This window comes from Streptomyces sp. NPDC017940, from assembly GCF_044328435.1.
GTDB lineage: Bacteria > Actinomycetota > Actinomycetes > Streptomycetales > Streptomycetaceae > Streptomyces.
The window spans coordinates 390,142-416,628 of the sequence record NZ_JBIRHJ010000004.1 but is presented as its reverse complement, the minus strand read 5'-3'; the positions used below and the strand labels follow the sequence as shown (position 1 = coordinate 416,628).

At 74.8% G+C, this 26,487-nt stretch carries 3 protein-coding genes; 1 reads left to right on the top strand and 2 read right to left on the bottom strand.

Going from position 1 to position 26,487, the window contains the following annotated elements; genetic code table 11:
• The first annotated feature begins 226 nt into the window (after nucleotides 1–226).
• Entirely contained in the window at nucleotides 227–14,968 is a 14,742-nt protein-coding gene (locus ACH4DX_RS16120; RefSeq protein WP_398155529.1) for an amino acid adenylation domain-containing protein, read from the top strand.
• Nucleotides 14,969–14,974: 6 nt separating this feature from the next.
• Here ACH4DX_RS16120 and ACH4DX_RS16115 read toward each other — a convergent pair whose 3' ends face one another.
• Nucleotides 14,975–16,225 carry a serine hydrolase domain-containing protein gene (locus tag ACH4DX_RS16115; protein ID WP_398155528.1) on the bottom strand — a complete coding sequence of 417 codons (1,251 nt, stop codon included), beginning with the start codon at nucleotides 16,223–16,225 and terminating at the stop codon, nucleotides 14,975–14,977.
• A 132-nt stretch (nucleotides 16,226–16,357) separates the two neighbouring features.
• Nucleotides 16,358–26,116, bottom strand: a complete 9,759-nt coding sequence (locus tag ACH4DX_RS16110; protein WP_398155527.1) for an amino acid adenylation domain-containing protein — start codon at nucleotides 26,114–26,116, stop codon at nucleotides 16,358–16,360.
• Between the last annotated feature and the right edge of the window lie 371 nt (nucleotides 26,117–26,487).

Below are 26,487 nucleotides of genomic sequence, written 5' to 3'. Positions count from 1 at the left end.
CCTTCAGAGATGGCCGATATGCGCTGCACCCGAACCCCTCCGACCCGCATCTCACCCCGTGGAGTACGCGACGGTGTGACGCAACTGCCCCGGTGACGCGGCGAGTCGGGAACTGGAACCAAGTGCCCCGGATCCGACTGCCGAACCTTCCGTCCGGACTGGCCTGAACGTTAGGGTCCTTGGTGTAGCCAACTACCACAGTGGCCACAGAAGGAGCGTGCCTGACATGGCTGTCCCGAGGACCTCGTCCACCTCACTGGTCACACCGGACATGACCGTCGCGGCCCGGTTCGAGCAGTGGGCGGACGCCGCCCCGGACGCCGCCGCCGTGGTCGGGGGAGCCGACACGCCCCTGACGTACGGGGAATTGGACGCGGCGGCCAACCGTCTCGCGCACGTCCTGCACGCACACGGAATCGGCCACGAGTCCGTCGTCGCCGTGGCGCTCCCGCGCTCTCGCACCTACGTGGTCACCGTCCTCGCCGTCCTCAAGGCAGGCGGCCTCTACCTCCCCCTCGACCCCGAACACCCCGGCGAGCGGCTCCGGTTCCTCCTCGACGACGCCGCCCCCGCCCTGCTCGTCACCGACGCCCGCACCACTGCCGACCTGCCGGGACACGCCACCCCGCGCCTCGTCCTCGACGCGCCCGACACGGCGGCGGACCTCGCCGCGGCCGCCCCGGAACGCCCGCGCGCGGCTCGCCGCACCGAGCCGGACCAGCTCGCGTACGTGATGTACACCTCCGGCTCCACGGGACTGCCCAAGGGCGTCGCCATCACCCACCGGGGCGTGGTGGGCCTCGCCGCCGACCCCGGCTTCGCTGCCGGGCACCACGAGCGGCTCCTGATGCACAACACCCTGGCCTTCGACGCCTCCACCTACGACCTGTGGATACCGCTCCTCGGCGGCGGCACGGTCGTGCTCGCCCCGCCCGGGCGCCTCGACGCCGCCGTGCTCGCGGCGGCGGTCGCCGACCACGGCGTGACCACCGTGACCCTGACGGCGGCCCTGTTCGCCCTGATCGCCGACGAGGACCCCGCGGCCTTCGCGGGTCTGCGCGAGGTGTGCCCCGCCGGTGAGGCGCTGTCCCCGGCCGCCGTGACCCGCGTCCTGCGCGCCTGCCCCGGCCTGACCGTGGTGAACGGGTACGGGCCCACCGAGGCCACCGTGGCCGCCACCCTGTACCCGGTCACCGAGGCCGACCGCGTCGCGGACGTGGTGCCGATCGGCGTGCCGCTCGCCGCCCTGCGCGCCCACGTCCTGGACGAGGCGCTCGCCCCGGTGCCCGACGGCGTGCCCGGCGAGCTGTACCTGGAGGGCGAGGGTTTGGCCCGCGGCTACCCCGGCCGCCACGCCCTGACCGCCGAACGCTTCCTGGCCTGCCCCTTCGGCCACCGCCCCGGCACCCGCATGTACCGCACCGGCGACGTGGTCTCCCGCGCGCCGGACGGCTGCCTCACCTTCCACGGCCGCACCGACGACCAGGTCAAGGTCCGCGGCTTCCGCATCGAGCCCGGCGAGGTCGAGGCCGCCATCGGCACGCTCCCCGGAGTGGCCCGCGCCGCGGTGGTCCTGCGGCAGGACCACGCGGGCGAACGGCATCTGGTGGCGTACGTCGTCCCTGAGCCCTCCGGGGAGACCGCGGAGGGCGGTCCCGAGTCCCGCACGGGGGCCGCGGAGGGCGGTCCCGAGCCCCGTACGGAGGCCGAGCGGCGGATCGTCGAGGAGTGGGAGCGGGTCTACGACGAGGTCCATGCCACGCCCGACGTCACCTGGGGCGAGGACTTCACCGGCTGGAACTCCCACGCCACCGGCGAACCCCTCGACCTCGACGACATGCGGGAGTGGCGTGCCGCGGCGGTGCGGCACATCATGGCCCGGCAGCCGCGCAGGGTCCTCGAGATCGGCGCCGGGGCCGGCCTGTTGGCGTCCCGCCTGCTGCCCCTCGTCGAGGAGTACTGGGGCACCGACCTCTCCGCACGGGCCGTCGCCCACCTCACCCGTGCGGCCGAGCGGGCCGGGTTCGGCGACCGGGCCACGCTGCTCCATCGACGCGCCGACGACGTACAGGGCCTCCCGGAGGGCCACTTCGACACGGTGGTCCTCCACTCCGTCGCCCAGTACTTCCCGGGCGCCGCCCACCTGGACCGGGTGCTCGCCGGGGCCTTCACCCTGCTCGCGCCGGGCGGGCGCCTCGTGGTCGGTGACGTACGCAACGCGGACACGCTGCCGCTGTTCCACGCCGGGGTGCGGCACGCCCAGGAACCGGAAGGGCCCGGTGCCGAACCGGCCGCGGTGCGGGTGGCGGTGGCAAGGGCACTCCTGACGGACACCGAACTCGCCCTGGCGCCCGCCTGGTTCACCCAGTGGGCCGGGCGCCACGGAGCCGCGGGGGTGGACATCCGCCTCAAGGACGGCGCGGCCCACAACGAACTGACCCGGCACCGCTACGAGGTCGTCCTGCACAAGCCGGGCGGCACCAGGGCCGAGGACGTCAGCGCCGTTCCCGCGGTGGTGTGGGGCCGTGACGTCACCGACCTGCGTGACCTCGAGGGCCGGGTGCGGGGGAGCGGTGGGCACGTCCTGCGGGTGACCGGCGTCCCCAACGCCCGACTGCGCGACGAGGCGGCCCTGGCCGTCGGCGCCGGCCTCGCCGAGAGCTCGGCGGGCGACGCGGCGGCGCTCGACCCGCGGCGGCTCGCGGACTGGGCGGAGGCGCGGGGCTGGGGCGCCGTGGTGACCTGGTCGCGGGCCCCCGAGTGCTTCGACGCACTGGTCTTCACCGAAGGACCCGTCACGGGCCGCGCCCTCACCGGCACCTGCCTCCCGCCGGAGCGCCCCGGCACGCCGTCGGCCAACGACCCGGCCGCCGCCGCCCGCATCGGCGACCTCGTCGGTTCGCTCCGCGACCACCTCAAGGAGCGACTGCCCGCCCACCTCGTCCCCGCCGCCGTCCTCGCCGTCGCCGAGCTGCCCCTGAACGCCAACGGCAAGCTGGACCGGCAGGCGCTGCCCGCCCCCGACTTCGCCGCCCGGACCACGGGGCGGGCACCGCGCACCCCCCGGGAGGCGCTGCTGTGCGGCCTGTTCGCCGAGGTACTCGGCCTGGACCGGGTCGGTGTCGACGACGACTTCTTCGCCCTCGGCGGCCACTCGCTGCTCGCGACGAAGCTCGTCAGCCGACTGCGTGTGGCCCTCGGTGCCGAGGTCGACCTGCGCACCGTCTTCGCCCACCCCACCGCCGCCGGACTCGCCCCCCGCCTGGACGACCACGCCCGCGCCAGGACCCCGCTCACCCGACGCGCCGAGCGCCCCGAACGGCTCCCGCTGTCCCCCGCCCAGCGCCGCCTGTGGTTCCTCCACCAGTACGAGGCCTCGCCCACGTACAACATGCCGTTCACCCTCCACCTGACCGGACAGCTCGACGTCCGGGCCCTCGAGGCGGCCCTGCACGACGTGATCACCCGGCACGAGACCCTGCGCACCGTGTTCCCGCAGGTCGACGGCGAGCCGTACCAGCACGTCCTGGACGTCGACGAGGTCGGACGGGACCACCGGATCGCGCTCACGGCGCGACGGGTGGACGGTGGGTCCGAAGCGGGCGGGCACGGGGACGGCGGGTCCGAAGCGGGCGGGCCCGGAGACGGCGGGTCCGAAGCGGGCAGGCCCGGAGACGGCGAGCCTGAAGCGGGCAGGCCCGCGGACGGCAGGCCCGAAGCGCGCAAGCCCGCGGACGGCGAGCCCGCACACAGCGGGACCGCCCTCGCGGAGTGCCTCACCGCCGCCGCCCGCCGCCCCTTCGACCTGGCGACCGAGCTCCCCGTACGGGCGTGCCTGTTCCGCACCGCAAGCGGCCCGGGTTCCGGCGGCGCCGACACCCACGTCCTCGCCCTGGTGATCCACCACATAGCGGGCGACGGCTGGTCCCTCGCCCCGCTGGCCCGCGACCTGGCCACGGCCTACACGGCCCGCACCGGCGGCGCCGCACCCGCGTGGGAGCCGCTGCCGGTGAGCTACGCGGACTACACGCTGTGGCAGCGCGACCTGCTCGGCGCGGAGGCGGACCCGAAGAGCCTGTTCGGCGAGCAGTACGCCTACTGGGCGGAGCAGCTCGCCGGCCTCCCGGAGACGACGACGCTCCCCGGTGACCGGCCGCGCCCGGCCGATCTCGATTACAGCGGCGACCGCCTCCGGTGCACCTTCCCGCCCGAACTCCACCGCGGCATCGTCCGGTTGGCGCACACGTCCGGGGCGACGCCCTTCATGGTGCTCCAGGCCACCATGGCCGCCCTGCTCTCCCGCCTCGGCGCGGGCGACGACATCGCGATCGGCAGCGGCATCGCGGGCCGCACCGACGACAGCCTGACGGACCTCGTCGGCCTGTTCGTGAACATGCTCGTCCTGCGCACGGACACCTCCGGCGACCCCACCCTCGCCGACCTCGTCGCCCAGGTGCGCGAGACCAGCCTCGCCGCCTACACCCACCAGGACGTCCCCTTCGACGCCCTCGTGGAGAGGCTCAACCCGCAGCGCTCCACCTCCCACCACCCCCTGTTCCAGATCGCCCTCGTCCTCCAGAACAACGAGGAGGCCCTCTACGAACTGCCGGGCCTGCGCGCCCGCGTCGACGACCGGGGCACGGGGACGGCCCGCTACGACCTCATGCTCAGCCTCACCGAGACCTTCGGGAACCGCACCGCGCCCGCGGGCATCACCGTCACGGCCGAGTACTCCACCGAACTGTTCGACGCCGGCACGATCGAGGCCCTGCTCACCCGCTGGCAGCGCCTCCTCGCCGCCGCCGTCGCCGACCCCGCCCAGCGCGTCGGCGGCGTCGACCTCCTCACCGCAGAGGAACGCCGCGAACTGACCGCACCCACCGGCCGAGGCGAACCCGCCGTCGCGCAGGCCACCTTCCCCGAGCTGTTCGCGGCCCGGGTGCGGCAGGCCCCCGACGCGCCCGCCGTGGAGTCCGCCGGCACGGCATGGACGTACGCGGACCTGGACGCCCGCGCCAACCGGATCGCGCACTGGCTCGTCGCCCGTGGCATCGGCCCCGAGAGCCTGGTGGCCGTGGCGCTGCCGCGCGGCGCCGACCAGGTCGCCGTGGCGCTCGGCGTGCTCAAGGCGGGCGCCGCCTACCTCCCCGTCGACCTGGAGTACCCGGCCGAGCGGATCGCGTACATGGTCCAGGACGCGGCTCCGGCGGCGCTCCTCACGACGGCGGACTCCCTCGACGAGCTGCCGCGAGGACTCTCCGTCGACACGGTCGCCGTCGACGCCGACGACGTCCAGGGAGCCTGGCAGCAGGCCCCGGACACCGCACCGGACGTCGCCCTCGCCCCCGCCCACCCGGCCTACGTGATCTACACGTCGGGTTCGACGGGCCGCCCCAAGGGCGTGACCGTCACCCACGCCGGGCTTGCCGCGCTCGCGGCCACGACCCGTGAGCGCCTCGCCGTCGAGCCCACCTCCCGCATCCTGCAAGTGGCGTCGCCGAGCTTCGACGCGGCGTTCTGGGAGCTGGTGCAGACCCTGACCAACGGGGCTGCCCTCGTGGTCCCCCGCCGGCGGCGCCTGGTCGGTGACGACCTCCACGCGGTGCTCGCGGAGCGGGAGATCACGCACGTGATGCTGCCGCCGAGCGTCGTGGCCACCCTCCCCGACGAGGCCCCCCGGACCCTGAGTGCGCTGCGGGTCCTCACCGTCGGCGGTGAGGCCTGCCCGCGGGGGCTCGCCGCGAAGTGGGGGGCGGGGCGGCGGCTCGTCAACGCCTACGGCCCGACCGAGACCACCGTCTGCGCCACGATCAGCGCACCCCTGACGGGCGGACCGGCCCCCATCGGCACCGCCGTGGCCGACGGCGCGGTCCGTGTCCTCGACGACCGGCTCACCCCGGTCCCGCCGGGCGCCACGGGCGAGGCCTACGTCGTCGGCCCCTCCCTGGCCCGCGGCTACCACGGCCGCGAGGACCTGACCGCCGAACGCTTCGTCGCCGACCCCTACGGCCCGCCGGGCACCCGCATGTACCGCACCGGAGACCTCGTACGCCAAGGCGCGCACGGCCAGCTCGAGTACCTGGGGCGCGCCGACGACCAAATCAAGATCAACGGCCTGCGCATCGAACCCGGCGAGATCGAGACGGTGCTCGCGGACCACCCCTCCGTGGCCCGGGCCGTCGTCACGGCCCACGGGACGAACGGCGCCGGGCGCCTCGTGGCGTACGTCGTGCCGGACCTGGACGGCGCGCAGCAGGTCGCGGAGTCCGAGCGGCAGGTCGACGAGTGGGAGCAGATCTACGACGACGTCTACTCCACGGCGGGAACGCGATGGGGCGAGGACTTCAACGGCTGGAACTCCAGTTACACCGGTGCCCCCATCGACCTGGACGCGATGCGTGACTGGCGGGACGCGGCGGTGCGCCGGATCACCCGCGGGCAGCCGCAGCGCGTCCTCGAACTGGGCGTGGGCTCGGGCCTGTTGATGGCGCACGTCCTGCCCCACGTCGAGGAGTACTGGGCCACCGACCTGTCCTCGCAGGTGATCGCGCGGCTGACGCGGGAGGTGGCCGAGGCCGGGTACGCGGACCGGGTCACGCTGCGCCACCGGCACGCCGACGACGTGCGCGGCCTTCCCGTCGCCCACTTCGACACGGTGGTCCTGAACTCGGTGATCCAGTACTTCCCGCACGCCGCCTACCTGGACCGGGTGCTCGCCCAGGCCTTCACCCTGCTCGGGCCCGGCGGCCGGATCCTGGTGGGTGACGTGCGCAACGCCGGGTCGCTGCACCTGTTCGCCGCCGGGGTGCACCACGCCCGGAGCGGCGGGAACGCGGCCACCGCACCGGCCGCGGCGCGCGCCGCGATCGAGCGGGCCATGCTCACCGAGCCCGAACTGGTCCTCGATCCGGAGTGGTTCGCACAGTGGGGCTCGCGCCACGGCGCGGCGGGCGTCGACATCCGTCTGAAGACCGGGGCCGCGCACAACGAACTCACCCGCCACCGCTACGAGGTCGCCCTGCACAAGCCGGGCACCCCGGTCCAGGACGTCGGCGAGGCCCCGAGCGTGGCCTGGGGCCGCGAGGTCACCGACCTGCCCGGCCTCGAAGACCTCGTGCGCGCCCGGCGAGGGCAGGTCCTGCGGGTGACCGGCATCCCCAACGCCCGGGTGGCGGGCGAGGCGGCCCTGGCCGTCGATGCCCGGCTGACGACGGCGAGGGCAGGAAGCCCGGCGCTCGATCCGCAGCGGGTGTGGGACTGGGCCGCGGCGCGCGGCCTCGGCGCGGTACTGACCTGGGCGGCAGCGGGCGACTGCTTCGACGCGCTGGTCTGCGCCGATGCCGGGCTGGCCGCCCGCGCCCTGACCGGGGTGTACCTGCCCTCGGGGCGCGGCGGCAAGCGGCTGGCCAGTGACCCGGCCGCGGCCACCGGGATCGGCGTCCTCGTCGGCTCGCTGCGCGGCTACCTCAAGGAACGCCTGCCCGCGCATCTGGTGCCCGCGTCGGTGGTCGCGATCGCCTCCGTGCCGCTGACCGCCAACGGCAAACTGGACCGGCAGGCGCTGCCCGCGCCCGACCTCGGCCCGCAGCCGGGCGGCAGGGGGCCGCGCACGCTGCGCGAAGAGCTGCTGTGCGACCTGTTCGCCGAGGTCCTCGACGTGCGGCGGGTCGGGATCGACGACGACTTCTTCGACCTCGGCGGGCACTCGCTGCTCGCGACGAAGCTGATCAGCCGCATCCGCACCGAACTGGAGGCGGAGGTGGAGCTGCGGGTGTTCTTCGCGCACCCGAGCGTGGCCGCCCTCGCCCCCCACCTGGACGCCGGCAAGCGCACCAGGGCCCCGCTGACCCACCGCGAGCAGCGCCCCGACCACCTGCCGCTCTCCTTCGCCCAGCAACGCCTGTGGTTCCTCCACCAGTACGAGGGACCCTCACCCACGTACAACATGGCGTTCGTGCTCCGCATGGAAGGCGCACTGGACGTCGCCGCCCTCGAGTCGGCCCTGCACGACGTGATCGCCCGCCACGAGACCCTGCGCACCGTGTTCCCCGAAGGCGCCGACGGCAGGCCCCACCAGCACGTCCTCGCCCCGGAACGGGCACGGCCGCCGCTCGCCGTGCGGGCGGTGCCCGGCGCGGACGAGGCCGCCCGCGCCGTCGCCGAGGGCGCCCGGCACACCTTCGACCTGGCGGCCGACGTCCCCGTGCGCCCGAGCCTGCTCCGCACCGGCGACGACACGCACGTCCTCGCCCTGGTGATCCATCACATCGCCGGCGACGGCTGGTCGGTGGCCCCGCTGGCCCGCGACCTGGCCACGGCCTACACGGCCCGCACCGGCGGCAGCGCACCCGCGTGGGAGCCGCTGCCGGTGAGCTACGCGGACTACACGCTGTGGCAGCGCGACCTGCTCGGCGAACCCGGCGACCCCGACAGCCTGTTCAGCGAGCAGTACGCCTACTGGGCAAAGCAGCTCGCCGGTCTGCCGCAGACCACGACCCTGCCCGGCGACCGGCCGCGCCCCGCCGTCCTCGACTACAGCGGCGACGTCCTCACCGCCTCCTTCGGGCCCGGGGTCCACCGGGGAGTCGTCGAGCTGGCGCGGTCGGCCGACGCCACGCCGTTCATGGTCCTCCAGGCCACCATGGCCGCCCTCCTGACCCGCCTCGGGGTGGGCGACGACATCGCGATCGGCAGCGGCATCGCGGGCCGCACCGACGACAGCCTGACGGACCTCGTCGGCCTGTTCGTGAACACGCTCGTGCTGCGCACGGACACCTCGGGCGACCCCACCTTCGCCGAACTGCTCACCCAGGTCCGCGCGTCGAGCCTGGCCGCCTACACCCACCAGGACGTCCCCTTCGAGGCCCTGGTGGAGAGGCTCAACCCGCGGCGGTCCACCTCCCACCACCCGCTGTTCCAGATCGCCCTCGTCCTCCAGAACAACGAGGAGGGCCACTTCGACCTGCCGGGACTCCGCGTGGGCGTCGAGTTCGCGGGCACCGGAACGGCCCGCTACGACATGCTCCTCAGCCTCAGCGAGACCTTCGACGACCGGAAGGAGCCCGCCGGGATCCAGGTCGCGGTGGAGTACTCCACCGAGCTGTACGACGCGGCCACGATCGAGACCCTGATCACCCGCTGGGAGCGCCTCCTCACCACCGCGGTCACCCACCCCACGCACCGCATCAGCTACGCCGGACTGCTCACCGCACAGGAGCGGGGCGAACTCCTCGCCGCCGAACGCGCGCAGACCCCCCTCCAGGTCGAACAGGCCACGTTCCCCGAGCTGTTCGCCGCACGGGTGCGGCAGGCGCCGGACGCCCTCGCGGTGGAGTCCGACGACACGGTGTGGTCGTACGCGGACCTCGACGCGCGGGCCGACCGGATCGCGCACTGGCTGACCGGCAGGGGCGCGGGGCCCGAGAGCCTGGTGGGCGTGGCGATGCCGCGCTGCGCCGACCAGGTCGCCGTGGCGCTCGGCGTGCTGAAGGCGGGGGCCGCCTACCTCCCCGTCGACCTGGAGTACCCGGCCGAGCGGATCGCGTACATGGTCGAGGACGCCGCCCCCATGGCGCTCCTCACCACCGCCGACTGCCTCGCGGAACTGCCCCGTGGACTGCCCGTGGACGTCGTCGCCGTCGACGCCGAAGAGACCCGCGCCGCCTGGCGGCAGGCCCCCGACACCGCGCCGAACACCCCCCTGGCCCTGGCCCACCCGGCGTACGTGATCTACACGTCGGGGTCGACAGGACGGCCCAAGGGCGTGACCGTCACCCACGCGGGCCTCGCCGCCCTCGGGGCCACGAAGCGAGCTTGCCTGGCCATCGGGCCCGCGTCGAGGGTCCTGCAAGTGGCCTCGCCGAGCTTCGACGCGGCGTTCGGGGAGCTGGTGCAGGCCTTCACCAGCGGGGCCGCCCTGATCGTGCCCCGGCAGCGGCGTCTGGTGGGGGACGACCTGTACCAGACCCTCGCGGAGCGGAAGGTCTCCCACGCGACGCTGCCGCCCAGCGTCGTCGCCACGCTGCCGGAGACCGCCCCGCGGACCCTGACGTCGCTGACGGCGCTGACCCTCGCGGGCGAGTCCTGCCCGCCGGGCCTCGTCGACGCGTGGGCGGGGGGACGCCGCGTCGTCAACGCCTACGGCCCGACCGAGACCACCGTCTGCGCCACCCTCAGCGCCCCCCTGACGACGAGTCCCGCCCCCATCGGCACGGCAGCCGCCGACGTGCGCGTCCGCGTCCTCGACGAGCGCCTCGCCCCCGTACCGGCGGGCACCCCGGGCGAGCTGTACGTGGCGGGGCCCAGCCTGGCACGCGGGTACCGCAACCGCCCCGCCCTGACCGCCGAGCGCTTCGTCGCCGACCCCTACGGGCCCGCGGGCGCCCGCATGTACCGCACCGGAGACGTCGTACGCCGCCTGCCCGACGGCCAGTTGGAGTACCTGGGCCGCGGCGACGACCAGGTCAAGGTCCGCGGACTGCGCATCGAGCCCGCCGAGATCGAGGCCGTCCTCACCCGGCACCCCGGCGTCGCCCGCGCCGTCGTCGTGGTGCGCGAGAACCGGGGGAGCGCGCAACTCGTCGCCCACGTCGTGGCCACCGCGGCCGGGATCCTGGTCAAGGAGCTGCGCAGGTTCGCCGCCGCGTGCCTGCCCGACTTCATGGTGCCCGCCGCCTTCGTCGTCCTCGACGCGCTGCCCCTGACCCCCAACGGCAAGCTCGACAAGGCCGCCCTGCCCCGCCCCGACAGCTCCGAGGGAACCCCCCACCGCGAACCGGGCACCGCCGCCGAGCAGCTCCTCGCCACCGTCGTCGCCGAGGTGCTCGGCCTCGAACGCGTCGGCGTGGACGACGACTTCTTCGCCATCGGCGGCGACAGCATCCGCTCCGTCCAGGTCGTCTCCCGCGCCCGCGCCCACGGCGTCGCCCTCACCCCGCGGCAGATCTTCGAGCACCGCACCGTCGCCCACCTCGCCGCCCTCGCGACCGGCCCGGCGCAGGAGTCGCGCCCCGGCACCGGGCCCGGGAGCACCGACGGGCCGCTGATCGCCGTGGCGCCCGAGGACCGGGAGGCGTGGCAGCGCTCCTACCCCGGGCTCGCCGAGGTGTGGCCCGTGACGGCGGCGCAGTCCGGCCTGCTCTTCGAGAGCAGCCTCTCCGACGCCTCGTACGACGCCTACCACGTGCACTTCGTGCTGCGCCTCGGCGGCACCGTCGAGCCCGGGCGGATGCGCGAGGCGGCCCAGGCGCTGCTCGACCGGCACGCCGCCCTGCGCACGGCCTTCACGACGGGCGCCGCGGGCGACCAGGTCCAGCTCGTCGTCGACGGCGTCCTGCTGCCCTGGCAGGTCGTGGACCTGCGCGACCTCGACGCCCGCGGTCGGGACGCGGCGCTGGACCGGCTCATCGCCGAGGACCGCGCCGTCCCCTTCGACCCGGCCGTGCCGCCGCTGCTGCGGATGACCCTCGCCCACACCGGCCAGGACCGTGCGGAACTCCTGCTCTCCGTCCACCACGTCCTGTTCGACGGCTGGTCCATGCCGCTGATGGTGGCGGACCTGCTGCACCTGTACGCCGCCGGAGGCGACGCCTCCCGACTGCCGCCCGTACGGCCCTACCGGGCGTTCCTCGGCTGGCTGGCGGAGCAGGACCCGGAGGCCGCCGCCGAGGCCTGGGCGCGTGAACTCGACGGCGTCACCGGGCCCACGCTCCTGGCCGGACCCCCCGCCGCGGCCGCCGTCGAGCGGAGCGGGCCCGGGCACGTCGAGCTGCGCGTGCCGCCCCGCACGGTCCGCGCGCTCCAGGACCGGGCCGCCGACCTCGGCATCACCCTCAATACGGTCCTGCAAGGCGCCTGGGGGCTGCTCCTCGGCCACCTGACAGGACGTCAGGACGTGGTGTTCGGCACCACGGTCTCCGGGCGGCCGCCGCAGGTGCCGGACGTCGACGAGATGGTCGGCCTGTTCGTCAACGGCCTGCCCGTACGGGTGCGGTACGCGCCGGACGACACGCTCGCCCACGTCCTCACCGCCCTCCAGGAACGCCAGGCGGTCCTCCTGGACCACCATCACCACGGGCTCAGCGAGATCCAGCGGGCGACCGGACTCGGCACCCTCTTCGACACGATGCTCGTCTTCGAGTCCATACCGGTCGACCGGCCGCGGCTCGGCGCCGCCCTCGCGAAGTCCGGGCTCAGCGTCACGGGCACGCGGGCAATCTCCGGCACCCACTATCCGCTGACCGTGATCGCGGAGCCGGACCTGCGGATGGACTTCCAGTACCGGGACGGCACCTTCGACCGGGCCGCCGTCGAAGCGATCGCCGCCCGCCTCGCCCGGATCCTGGAGCAGGTGGCCACGGACCCCGACACCCCGCTCGCCCGCGTCGACCTGCTCTCCGACGACGAACGCGGCCTGCTGCTCGAACGGGTCGCCGACACCGCCGCCGACCTGCCCCCGTGGACGGTCACCCGCCTCGTCGCCGAACGCGCCGCCCTGTGCCCGGACGCCACCGCCGTGACGGGGGACGACACCCGTCTCACGTACGCGGAACTGCGCGCGCGGACCGGACGGCTCGCCCGCGAACTGCGCGCCCGGGGCGCGGGCCCCGAGACCGTGGTGGGCCTTGCGCTGCCCCGCACCGCGGACCTCGTCGTCGGCATGCTCGCCGTCCTGGAGGCGGGCGCGGCCTATCTGCCCATCGACCCCGCCTACCCCAGCGCGCGCCTCCACCACATTCTGGCCGACGCCCGCCCCGCCCTCGTCCTGACCTCCACGGCCACCGCCCACGTCCTGCCCGCCACCCATGACGTCCCCCGGCTGTGCGTCGAAGACGCCGACTTCGCCGACTTCGCGTGCCCCGCGGTTCCCGGGGCCGGGGCGGACCTGCCGGAGGCACGGCCCGACAACGCCGCGTACGTGATGTACACCTCCGGCTCCACCGGCACCCCCAAGGGCGTCACCCTCACCCACCGCGCCCTGGTCAACGGCGCGCTGCGGCTCGCCGACGCCACCGGGATCACCGCGGGGACCCGCACCCTGGCCGCGACCTCCGTCAACTTCGACGTGTCCGTCTTCGAGATCCTCACCACCCTCGCCGCGGGCGGCACCGTCGAGGTCGTCCGCGACATCCTCGCCGTCGGCGAGCGCGGCGGCTGGAGCGGCGGCCTGCTCAGCGCCGTACCGTCCGTCCTCGCGGAACTCCTCGACCAGCTCGACGACGGCGCGCTGCACGCCGACTCCGTGGTCCTCGCCGGTGAGGCCCTGCCCCCGGCACTCGTCCAGCGGCTGCGCAGGGCCGTCCCCGGCGCCCGCGTCGTCAACGCCTACGGCCAGACCGAGTCGTTCTACGTCACCACGTTCACCGCCGGCGAGCACGTCCCCGACACGGGCGCCGTCCCGATCGGCGCGCCCCTCGGCCACATGCGCGCCCACGTCCTCAGCCCCGCCCTCGCCCCCCTTCCGCCCGGCGCGGTCGGCGAGGTGTACGTGGCGGGCCACCTCGCCCGCGGCTACCACGGCCGCCCCGCCCTGACCGCCGAACGCTTCGTCGCCGACCCCTACGGGCCGCCAGGCGCCCGCATGTACCGCACCGGCGACCTCGCGCGCTGGACCCCCGACGGGCAGCTCGTGTACGCGGGCCGCGCCGACGACCAGACCAAGATCCGCGGCATCCGCGTCGAGCCCGCCGAGATCGAGGCGGCCCTGACCCGGCACCCCAGCGTCGCCCAGGCCGCCGTCGTCGTCCGCGAGGAACACGGCGCCCCGCACCTGCTCGCCTGCCTGGTCCCCGCCGACCCGGCCGTCGGCGGGCCCTCCGACGGACAGCTGCGCGCCTTCCTCGGCGAGCACCTGCCCACCTACCTCGTGCCCTCGCTCTTCTTGACCCTGGACCGCCTCCCGCTCACCCCGAACGGCAAGCTCGACCGGTCCGCCCTCGTCGAGCGGGCGAGCGCGGACCGCCCCGGCCAGGTCAACCGGGCCAACCCGCGCGACCACGCCGAGTGGGCCCTCTACCAGCTGTGGCGGCGGGTCCTGCTCACCGCCGACATCGGCATCAGGGACAGCTTCTTCGACGTCGGCGGCACCTCCATCTCGGCCATCAAGCTCGCCCACGCCATCCGCGAGGAGCTCGGCGAGGACATCTCGGTCCGCGACCTGCTGCTGCACCCCACCATCGAGGAGCTGGCCGAACGGCTGCGGCGCGGCGCGGCCGACGCGCCGCCCAGCGACCTCATCGCCTTCCGCGAGGGCGAAGGACACGCACGCGTGCTCTGCGTCCACCCGGCGGGCGGCACCGCGTTCTGCTATCTCTCCCTGGCCGAGGAGTTGCCCGACACCGTCGGCGTGTACGGCGTCCAGGCGCCGGGCCTGCACCGGGGCGGGGCGTTCCTGTCGTCGGTCGAGGCCATGGCCGAGGCCTACGAGGAGCTGGCGGCCCCGCTCCTCGACGGCGCCCCGCTGGTCGTCGTCGGGCTCTCCTTCGGCGGCCTGGTCGCCCACGAGCTGGGCCGCCGCCTCGCCGCCGCGGGCCACACCCGGCTGAGCGTCGTGCTCCTCGACGCACCGGGATCGGAGGACGCCGACGCGCGCGCCGCCGTCGGACCCGTCGACATGGCCGAGTTCCGCGACAAGCTCGTCAAGTTCAACGGCATGTACCCCGGCATCGAGGACCAGCAGATAGAACGCTACTTCCAGGTCTACAACAACAACCGGTGCGCCATCGCCGCCTACGTCGCGCCGCCCACCGCGGCAAGGACCGTCTTCGTGCAGGCCGTCGAGGAGGAGATGCCCGAGGCCTACCGCACGCAGGTGCGGGAGTTCTGGGAGCGGCGCGCAGGCGGCGGCTACCACGTCGAGCCGCTCGCCTGCGACCACTGGGAGATGCTGGAGAGCGACGAGGTGCGCCGGGTGGCAGCCCTCGTACGCTCCGAGCTGGCCCGCGCCCTCGGCGTCGAGGGCGGGGCCTAGCCGGGGTCAGAACCGGGTGTCGTCGGCCACCGGAACGGAGGTGGGAGCCGGGGCGGGCGAGCGCTTGAACTTGGCGGCCGCCGGGGGCTTGGTGCCGCAGAAGGCCGGTTCGAGGGTGTTGGTCAGGGCCTGGGTGACGCCGCCGTTGTTGGAGGCGTTGGCGAACGCCACGACCGTGCGGCGGCCGTCGGGGGTGGCGAAGGACTGGGTCTGGTAGCCCTGCACGATGCCGCCGTGGCCGTACACCTTCCCGCAGGACAGGGTGATCTCGCGCAGCCCGAGCCCGTAGGAGACCTTCGCCGTCGGGGTGGGCAGCGCGGTCGTCATCTGCCGTACCGACTCGTCGGAGACGAGGCGGCCCGCGTCGCCCGCGAGCAGCGCCGAGAGGAAGGTGTCGAGGTCGGCTGCCGAGGAGATGACGGCACCCGCGCTGCCCACCCAGGAGCCGTTCTGCTCGGTGGAGTCGAGGAGCGGCTTGGTGCGGTCGTCGTTCGTCAGATAGCCGGTGACGTGCGCCCCCGCGATGTCCTTGCGCGGAACCACGTAGGACGTCTTGCGCAGACCGAGCGGCTTGATGATCTGCGTGCGCAGGGCCCGGGCGTAGGACGTGCCGGTGATGTGCTCGACGGCCATGCCGAGGAGGACGTAGTTGGTGTTGGAGTACGAGTAGCGCGATCCCGGCGTGAACTGCTTGCCGTGCTTCACCGACAGCGCCACCAGCTCGGCGGGCTGATAGACGGTGTTGCGGATGCGCTCCTCGAACGCGCTGGTGGTCTCCTCGCCGGGCTGCTCCAGGAGGTCGTTCGTGTGGTCGAAGATCCCGGAGCGGTGCTGGAGTACCTGGCGTCCGGTCATGTCCCAGTCCGCGGGCAGGGTGTCGGCCGGGAGGTAGTCGCGCAGCGGCTTGTCCAGGTCGATGCGTCCCTGCTCGGCGAGGCGCAGCACGAGGACGGACGTGAACATCTTGGTGTTGCTGCCCACCCGGAACCGCCGGTCGGTCCTCATCGGCGTGCCGTCCAGATCCGACGCACCGACGGCGACACGCAGGTTGCGGCCCGCGTCGTCACGGTCGCGCACGACCGCGAAGGCACCGGGGGCGCCCGCCGCCACGGTGCGCTCCAGGGCGGCGCGCACCGGCGCCGGATCGGCCTTCGTGCCGCTCGCGGGCGCGGCCACGGCCGTCGTCGCGCCGAGCGCGGCGAACACCGCACCGGTCACGGCCACCGTCGCGGTACGGGTGAACTTGTTTCTCGACATCAGGTGTTGCCCCCACCATTCGTGCACTTCACAGAAGCGGGCATCGGTCCGCGCCCGCCTGGACGTGATCGTATCGGCAGACACCGGAGGATCAGCTTCCGGCGTGTGAACGGCGGGCGTACGGGTGTCCTCTCAGCGGGACGCCCGGTCCGGCAGGGACTCGGCGTTGACGGTGGCGGCCACCGCCCGCACCTGCGGCGCGCCGACGATGCCGTAGTGCGTGGCGTCCAGGACGTCGCAGGATCCGAGCAGCGGCAACTCCGCACGCCAGGACCGCTCCTGCTCGTCCGGCGGGCCGAGCGGCGGAAGACCGGCCACCGGGCGGCCCGCCAGCCACACCCGGGCGGGGGTGCCGGTGAGCCGGGGCAGCTCGTGCTGCGCCATGCCCGCCACGTTGGCGCGGCAGCAGCGGGCGAGGCGTTCCGCGTACGCGGTGGCCGCACCGGCGGGCGCACCCGCACCCTCCCCGGTGTCGCCCTGCCCCAGTTCGTGCGCGAAGACCGCCTCGAACTGCGTCTCGTCGTACGCCCGGAAGTGCCGGGCGGCACCCGGGGGCGGCGGGTCGAGCAGATACAGGCCGGTGGCAGGGCGCCCCGACGCCTCCGCGTCGGCGGCCATGGCGTGTGCCACCCAGGCGCCGAACGACCAGCCCGCCAGGCGCCACCGCCACTCGTCGTGCGGGAAGCGCGCCTGGAGCGCCGCGTGATAGCGGCGGGCCCGCTCGGCGATCGACCACCGCGGCAGGTCCGGCCGGCGCAGCGCCGGATCGGCGATCAGGCACACCGTGAGGCACGGATCCAGCTCGGAGACCAGGGCGCGGTACGCCTGGATGTCGCCGCCGACCGGGTGCACCAGACAGATCAGGTCCCGGCCCGTCCCCTCCTGCCACACCTCCACGGACACGAGCTGCTCAGGCCCGGCACCGGCGAGCCGCGCGACGCGGGAGCGCACTTCGTTGAGGCTGACGCGGTGGCTCAGCTCGGAGAGCTCCACGTCGACTCCGTAGTGCTGCTCCACCTTGGCGATCAGGTCGAGCAGCGTCAGCGAATCGGCGCCGTGGTCGTACAGCGAGGCGTCCGGGTCGAGGTCGTCCACGTCGAGGAGGGACCGCGCCCAGTCGCCGAGCCGGTCGGCGACCTCACTTGTGGCTTCGTGCCGGGCCGCGGGCCGGGCCGCGGTGTCCGCGGGCGGTACGTAGAAGTCGCGTGCCCGCTCGATGTCGGTGGTGGACACCAGGAGCTGCGGCAGACCGAGGCGCAGCGCCCCGGCGAAGAGGCGCTGCCCCTCCTCCACGGCGAGGCCCACCGCGAGGTGCGCCTGGTGCCGGGTGTCGGAGGGCAGCGCGTCGCGGGCCATACCGGCCTCGCTCCAGATGTCCCAGCCGATGCCGAGGCGCACCGTGGGCCCCGCGTCGTCGGGGCAGTGCCGGGCGAAGCCGTCGAGGAGACCGGCCGCGGCGGCGTAGTCGAACTGGCCTACGCCTCCGAACTGTGCCGCCATCGACGAGCAGTACACGGCGAAGCCGGGACGGTGGCGCTCGACGAGCCGTTCCACGAGGAGCGCGCCCCGCAGCTTGGCCGCTCCGGCCCGGCGCATCGCGGCACCGTCGCGCCGCGTGACGAGGCCGCCGCCCGCCTCGCCCGCCGCGTGCACCACACCGTCGATCCGGGCGGCGCAGGCCTCGATCCGTTTCAGGACGACGTCGAGCGGTTCCGTCGCCAGGTCGGCCTCGACCAGCTCGACGCGGTCCGCCCACGGCGCCAGGCCGGCGGGGAGCCGCGGCCGTCGGGAGGTGAGGACGACCCGGCAGTCGGAGTGCGCGAGCAGCCAGGCCGCGAGTGCGCTGCCGATCCCGCCGGTGCCGCCGAGCACCACATGGGTCCCGGTGCGTGCACCGGGCACCGACACCTCGGGTCCTTCGGGCGTGGCCACCGCGGGGACGGGGAGCAGCGCCTGCCGCCACCAGTACCCCTTCCGCAGGGCGAGCCGCCTGGGCAGCGCCGCCGGGGCAGCGGCCTCGGCGGGCGGCGGGGCCGGGGCGGTCAGGGCGGTCAGCGCGGCCAGGGCGGCCGCCCAGTCGCCGGGGTCGGCGGAGGGCAGGTCGAGCCAGCGGCCGTCGACGGCACACTCCTGCGGCAGTACTTCCGCGGCGCCCGCGAGCAGTCCCGACTCCGGTCGCAGCACGTCGCCTTCGACCGGCTGCGCGCGGTACGACAGCCACCAGGGCCGCAGGCGCAGCACGTCCCGCAGGTCGGCCGCCGCCCGGACCAGGGCCGCAGGGGTGTCCAGGCAGGCCCACCGGGCACGGTCGACGCTGTCCTCACCGACAGGGCCCGCCACCGCGAGGGGCAGCGCGTGCAGCCAGTCGACGTCCGTCGGCCCCGACGGCTGCGCTGCCGTGCGCCCGGAGAGCGCGGTGAGCCCAGAGCGCGCGGTGAGCGTGGTGAGCAACTCCCGCAGCGAGCCGGGCTCGGCGGGATCCACCTCGTAGACGTCGTCGGCGAGGCGCGCGAAGGCGGGGCCCGCGCTGACCCGCACCACCCGCTCGTACGCCGCCTCGAAGGGGCGCAGCGCCTCGGGCGGCAGCGGCGCCGCGGTCATGGCCACGAGCAGCGCGGGCGTGCGCGGACCGGCCGGGACGCGGGCGCGGCCGAGGCGCACCCAGTGCGGCTGGTGCAGCCAGTCGGCCTCGGGCAGCCGCTGCGGTCGCCCGGCTCCCGGCTCGTGCTCCTCGGTGGCCCTGTCGGTGGGGGTGGCGCGCCGGAAGTCGTACGCGGTGAGGTGGAAGGCCGGTGGCGGGAAGTCCCAGGGCGCCTGGGCCGGTCCCGGCGGCCAGGGGACGGTGCGGCCCGCCAGCCAGGCGTCGACGAGTTCCGCGGCCGCCGGGCGGTCCGTGGCGGCGTACGCCTCCCCGGTGGGGTACGGGGCACCGTCGGTTGTCGTGTCGACGCCGGGTGACTCGGTGGTGGACAGCGTACGCAGCCAGACCACGGCGGCCTCGACGTCGGCGCAGACCGCCGCGGCACGCCGCCGCCCCGCCGGTCGCCCGGCCTGGAGATGGCGCAGGACCCGGTCGTACGTCTCGGGCCTGGCCGCGAGGAAGTCGGCGATGCGGGCGGCGTCGGCGCGCAGGCCCGCGGAACTGCTGCTGGACAGCACCAGGCAGGGCTCGGGCTCGGGCTCCGGCACCGGCTCCGTGGCGGGGGCCGCTTCGAGCACGAGGTGGGCGTTGGTGCCGCCGATGCCGAAGCTGCTCACGGCCGCGACCCGGGGCCGCCCGGCGGGCCAGGGCTGTGCCGCGGCCGGGAAGCGGAAGGGGGCCGCGTCGGGGCCGAGCCGCGGATTGAGCCGCCGGAAGCCGACGTTGGGCGGTATCACCCCGTGGTGCACGGCCAGCGCGGCCCGTACGAGACCGACGACGCCCGCCGCGGCGCCGAGATGGCCGATCTGGCTCTTCACCGACGTCAGCGCGCAGCCGCCCGCACCGTCCGCGCCCGCGTCCGGCACCCCGAAGGCCTGGCGCAGGGCACCGACCTCGACCGGATCGCCCAGCTGCGTACCGGTGCCGTGGGCCTCCACGTAGCCGATGTCGGCGCCCGTACGGCCGCTGCGGCGCAGCGCGGTGCGGATCACCTCACGCTGTCCCGCGAGCGAGGGCGCGCTGTAACCGAGCTTGCCCGCGCCGTCGTTGTTGAGGGCCGAGCCGGTGATCACCGCGTACACGGTGTCGCCGTCACGGCGCGCGCTGCGCAGCGGCTTCAGGACGACCACGCCGACACCGCTCGCCCCGATGGTCCCGTCGGCGTCGTCGCCGAACGGGCGGCAGTGCCCGTCCTTGGAGAAGATGTGCTGCGGACGGTAGGCGTAGCCGCCGGTCAGGAGCGTGTCGACGAGCACCCCGCCCGCGAGCATCACGTCGGCGTCGCCCTGGCGCAGCAGTCCCGCCGCGACGTGCACCGCCACCAGGGAGCTGGCGCACGCGGCCTGGACGGTGAAGGCGGGGCCGGACAGGTCGAGGTGGTAGGCCACCTTGGTGGTGAGGAAGTCCTTGTCGTGGTGGAGCGCCATCTGGAAGCTGTCGGGCAGCTGTTCGGGGTCGCCGTCGCGGAGCAGCGACTGGAAGTAGGTGTTCTCGCCGCACCCGGCGACGAGCCCGACGCGCCGGCCGGCCGGGTCGGTGACACCGGCGTGCGCGAGCGCCTGGACGGAACTCATCAGCAGGTGCCGCTGCTGCGGGTCCATGAGCCGCGCCTCCTGGCGGCTGATGCCGAAGTGCTCCGGGTCGAAGGAGAGCAGCCCCGACATCTGGCTGCGCGCGCCCACCAGGCCGTCGGCGGCGTCGAAGTGCTCGATCCCGCTGGCACCGGTGCGCACCAGGTCCCAGAAGGCCGCGAGGTCGTCGGCGCCGGGCAGGCGGACCGCCATGCCGATGACGGCGACGGGCTCGTCGGCGGGTACGGGTTCGTGGGCGTCCCGGGTGTTCTCGGTGCCCCAAGTGTTCCCGGTGCCCCGGGTGTTCTCGATACCCCGGGTGGGCGCCGACGCCGTTTCCAGGAACGCCGCGAGCCGTCGCACCGTCACGTGCTCGAACAGATCGGGGACGGTGAACCGCAGGTCGGGCTCGGCGGTGCAGCGCAGCTGGAAGCGCATCAGGTCGAGGCTGGACGCGCCGGCGTCGAAGAAGCGCTCGTCGGGCCCGACGGGCAGCCCGACCGCCTCCGTGAACAGCGCGCTCAACCGGGCCTCGTACGCCGAAAGACCGGAACCGGCGCCGCCCGCCCCGTCACCGGGGTGCAGCTCGTCGCCGGGAGCGTCGAGCGCCGCCCGCCGGTCCAGTTTGCCGCTGGGGGTGAGCGGCAGGGCTGCGAGGCTCCGGAAGCGGTCGATGCGTACGTACGGGGGCAGCAGGGGCGCCACATGACGGGACAGGGCGGCCGGGGTGAGGGCGTTCGGGGCGGCTCCGTCGCGGACCCGCACGCAGGCGACGAGCCGGTCGGTGTCGTCCCGTACGACCACGGCGTTGGCGACGTCCGGGTGCCGGATGAGCGCCGCCTCGACCTGGCCGAGTTCGAGGCGGTGGCCGCTCACCTTGATCTGCTGGTCGTCGCGGCCCAGGTAGTGCAGCAGGCCGTCCGCGTCGAAGCGGGCCGTGTCACCGCTGCGGTAGAAGGTGCCGAGGCCCGGCAGGTCGACGAAGCGTTCCGCGTCCAGTGCGGGGTCGTCCAGGTAGCAGGGTGCCGCCATGGGGCCGCCTATGAGGAGGCGGCCGGGGCGTCCCGGCGGTACGGCCTCGTCGACGTCGTCGACGACCCGCAGCCAGGCGCCCGCGACCGGACGGCCAATGGCAGGGCGCTCCGGCCAGTTCGCCGGGTCCCCCTCCAGGCGCAGGGCGCTGACCACGTGGGTCTCGGTCGGGCCGTAGTGGTTGAACAGGCGCGCGCCGGGCATCCCCGCGAACCAGCGGCGGATGGCGTCCGTGCACAGCAGCTGCTCGCCCGCGGTGACGACCTCGCGCAGCCGCGAGGGGCGGCGGCCGAGCCGGACGCCGTGCTCGGCGATGACCTGGAGCGCCACGTACGGCAGGTGGAGGCGCTCGATCCCAGCGGCTTCGAGCCGGTCGAGGAGCGCGGGCGCGTCCTGGCGCAGACCGGGCCGGACGAGATGGAGCAGTCCGCCCCCGCACAGCGTGCCGAAGATCTCCTGGAAGGAGACGTCGAAGGACAGCATGGCGAACTGCTGGGTGACGGCGGACGCCGCGAGCCCGCCGGACTCGCGCTGCCACTGGAGCAGATTGCACAGGGTGCGGTCGGGCACCCGCACGCCCTTGGGCACGCCGGTGGAGCCGGAGGTGAACAGGGTGTAAAGCGGCCGCCGGCCGTCGTGCGGAGGCAGGGGGTCCGCCGCTGCTCCGGCCGCCGCGCCGGTCACCGGCACGGAGTCCGGGAGCACGACGGGGTGCCGCGTGAGCCCGGACGGGGCGAACGCGTCGAGCCCGCCCGCCCCGCCCGCACCGCCGGGCCCGTCTGCCCCGCCCGGCCCGTCCGCCCCGTCCGAGTGCGGCGGCACCAGGACGCACAGGGGCCGCACCTGGTCCAGGATCTGCCGCAGCAGCGCGGGCGGATAGGACGGGTCGAGGGGCACGATGGTCAGGTTCAGCCGCGCGAGGGCGAGCAGCGCCACCACGTGCTCGGGCGAGGCCTGGAGGTACAGGGCCACGTGGCGTGGCCCGTCGTCGTCCGGGGGCGTCGGGTGCGCGTGGCGCAGCTCGGCGGCCAGGGCGGCGGCGTACGCGTCGAGTTCGGCGTAGGTGAACGTACGGTCCGCCGAGGCGAGCGCCGGGGCGTCGGGGGTCAGCAGGACCTGGCGGGCGAAGCCGTCGGCGACGGTCGTGAAGGCAGGTGGCGTCGCGGCGGCGCGGCCGGGCTCGGGCAGGGCGCGCCGGTGGGGCGCCACGAGGTCGGCGAGGGTGGGGTCCGCGCCCGCGGCCAGCAGGTCGAGGGCACGGCGCAGGAGTCCGTCGAGCGCGGTCGCCGCACCGGCGTCGAAGTACCGGGCGTCGTACTCCCACAGGCAGTCGACGTCCGTGCCGCGCTCCACCACCGACAGGGTCAGCGGGCACTTCGCCTCGCTCGGCGTCGGCCACTGGGGCCGCACCGTGCAGCCGAGCAGGGCGAGAGCGCCGAAGTCGGTGTTCTCCAGGACGAAGAGGAAGTCGAAGGGCGCCCGGTCCGCGCTCGGCCCCCGGTCGGCGAGGACGTCGGCGAGAGCGACGTCCTGCCGGTCGAGGACCGCCTGCGCGGCGTCGGCGTGCCGCCGCAGCAGGGTGCTCAGCCGCTCGCGCGGCGACAGTTCAAGGGGCAGCAGCAGCGTGTTCGCGAACATGCCGACGCTCGCCTCGAACTCCTGCACCGGCCTTCCGGCGACCGGGCCCGCGATGCGGGGCGCGGTACTTCCTGTCACGCCGTACAGGCACCAGGCGTACACGCCGAGCAGGAGCTGGAAGCGGGTGAGGCCGAGATCGGCGCAGAGCCGGTCGAGCGCGGCCGTGCGGTCCGCGTCGAGCGTGGTGCGCAGCAGCCTGCCGTACGCGTCGGGCCTCCCCCCGGCCGCCCCGTCTTCGACCGCCCCGTCCCCGGCTGCTCCGCCCCCGTCCGCCCGGTGCACGGCCGTCCCGTCCCCGGCCGCGCGGACCGGCTCCAGGGGCGCCGAATCCGGTGCCGACCCGGCGTAGTGCTCGCGCAGTGCGGCCCGCTGGGCGTGGTACGCGTCGTACGTGAACCACTCGGCCTGCCAGGCCGCGTGGTCGAGCGGCGTCGGGGCCGGCGGGGGAGCCGTGAGCGCGGCCTCGTCCGGGTGGGGGCCCGGCGCCCGCGTGTACGCGGCGTACGCCGCCGACAGCTCACCGAACAGGACGTTCAGGGACCAGCCGTCGACCGCTATGTGGTGCAGGAGCAGCAGGAGTTCGCCGCCGCCGGGGCGCGGCAGCCAGCAGGCGCGCAGGAGGCGGGGCTCGCTCAGGTCGAAGGGAGCGGCGAAGAAGTCGTCGACGAAGTCGCGATGGCCGTCGGGTTCGTCGCCGCCGGAACGGAGCGCTCCGTCCGGGGGAGCGGTCCATGGGTCGTAGGCGTCGCCCACCGCCTGCCGCAGCCCGGCGGGCGTCGGCACGAAGGCGGTACGCGGCGCCGGGTGCCGCGCCACGAGGGTGCGCAGGGCGTGCCGGAGCGCGGCGGTGTCGACGGCGCCGTCCAGGCGGAAGGACAGCGGGACGTGGTAGGCGCGGGAGTCGGGTCGGCGCTCCTGGAACAGCCACAGGCGCTGCTGTTCGGAAGTGGCGGGGGCGAAGGAGGCCCCGGCGGGGGCGGCCACCGGCGGGTAGGGCACCTCGGCACCGGCACGGCCCGCCTCGATCGCGGCCGCCAGCTCGGCGAAGTCCCCGCGCAGGATCAGCGCCTGGGGCACGTCGCAGCCCCAGCGCCGCCGGATCTCGAAGCGCAGACGCAGTGCCTTCAGGGAGTCACCGCCGCTGGCGACCCACCGGTCACCGAGGCGCAGGTCGCCGGCACCGAGGACCCGGCCCGCCAGGTCGAGCACCGCACGCTCCCGCCCGGTGACGGCCGCCGCGTCCTCAGGGGTCCGTCCGCCGGCGGTGGCGGCGGAGGCGGCGGTCCAGGGCGCGTCGGACCTTCGCAACAGGGCCGACTTGTCGACCTTGCCGTTGGCGTTCAGCGGTAGAGCCGTCACCCGGTAGATACGGTGGGGGCGCATGTACACGGGCAGGCTCGCGGCCAGATGCCGGTCGAAGTCGTCGTACGACAGTTCCGCGCCGAGCACCAGATAGGCCAGGAGCTCATGGACGCCGTCCGGGTCGCGGCGGGTGCAGACATAGGCCTGGCGCACGGCGGGGTGGGCCACGATCCGGCGTTCCAGCTCGCCCGGTTCGACGCGGAAACCGCGCACCTTGACCTGCCGGTCGGCGCGCTCGACGTACTCCACGAGGCCCTCGGTGTCGACGCGTACGAGGTCGCCGGTGCGGTAGTGCCGCCTCGGCGCACGGTCGTTCCCGCTGCCGTCCGCGCCGCTGTTCCGGCTGCCGTCCTCGCCGCCGTTCCCGCCGTCGTCCTCGCCGCCGCCACCGCCGTCGTGCCAAGGGAGGTCGACGAAGCGGCGCGCCGTCTCCTCGGGCAGATTGCGGTACCCGGCCGCCAGCGCGTCGCCCGACAGATACAGCTCGCCCACCTCGCCGGGCGCCGCCGCGCGGGTGCCGTCGACGACCACGAGCGCCCCGGTGCCCGGCAGCGCGCGCCCGATCGGGACCACCTCGCTGTCCAGGTCGCGGGGGACGGGGTGGCACAGGGCGAACGTGGTGGCTTCGGTGGGGCCGTAGACGTTGTGCAGGCGGGTGCGGCTCTCGGGGTTGTCGCGGAACCAGCGGCGGATCAGGCGGGCGTTGAGCTGCTCGCCGCCCACCAGGACCTGACCGATCCCGGAGAAGCAGTGCGGCACCTTGTCGACGATCGCGTTGAACAGCGCCACGGTGATGAACAGGACGTCGATCCGCAGGCGCGCCAGCTCGGCCGCGAGGACGTCGGGCGTCTGCACCGTCTCGTCGCCAAGGATCACACAGCGGCCGCCCGTCAGGAGCGGTACCCACACCTCGAAGCTGATCGCGTCGAAGGCGGGGTTGGACAGGCAGGCGAAGTGCGCGCCCTCGCTCAGCCGGAGGTAGCCGGGGCGCGCCAGACGCAGGATCCCGGCGTCCCGCACCTCGACGCCCTTGGGCTGCCCGGTGCTGCCGGAGGTGTAGAAGACGAAGGAGACGCCGGGGCGGGCGGCCGTGGCATCGTTGTCGCCGGGGGAGCCGGGGGAGCCGGTGCCGCCGGCGGGACGGGTGCCACCAGGGGGTCCGCTGCCGTCGGGGCGGCCCTGGAGCAGCGGATCCACGGCGAGCGCACGCACTCCCTCGGGCACCGCTGCAAGGGCACTGGCACCGGCACCGGCAACGCCACCGGCACCGTGTACCACCGCCGTGCAGCCCGAGTCGGTAAGGATGTGGCCCTGCCGCGCGGGCGGGCTCTGGGCGTCGAGCGGGACGACGGTCGCGCCGAGGCGCAGGGCGCCGAGCATGGCGCAGACCAGCTGCCACGAGCGCGGCAGGCAGACCGCCACGGCCTGCCCCGGACGCAGGCCGTGGCCGCGCAGGTTGTCGGCGACCGCCGCGCTGACCGCGTCGAGTTCGGCGTACGTGAGGGTCCGCCCACCGTCGACGAGCGCGACGGCCTCGGGGTGGCGGCGGGCCCGCGTGAGCACGGCCGCGGCGAGCCCGTCCTTCGGGAACGGTGCGTGCTGCTCTGTCCGCCGGCCCTCGACGCCGGGGTCCTGGTTCGCGAACAAAGCTGACTCTTCCACTCGCGGACTTGTCGCGGACGCATCGCGGGCCTCTTCGCAGGGGTGACGGAAAAGGGGGGTGGGATGTCCCTACGCGTAGTCACGCGAATACCGAGCGCCGGTTGTTCCAACGGCCCATGCCGCCGCCCGTGGTGATGATTGATCAGGCCAGATGTGTCTGTCAATGGCGGACCGTCCGCGCCTCTCCAGGGCGCGGCGGGACCCGGGTGCGGCGACGAGGCGCGGCGACAAGCCGCCGAGGGGGGGGGTGGCTGCCGGTGCGGACTCAGGGTGATCCGACCGGACTTACATCACGTATGTACGAAAATTTCCCTTTCATGCTGCTACGCTCCGTCGCGGTCGCCAATCTCGATCAA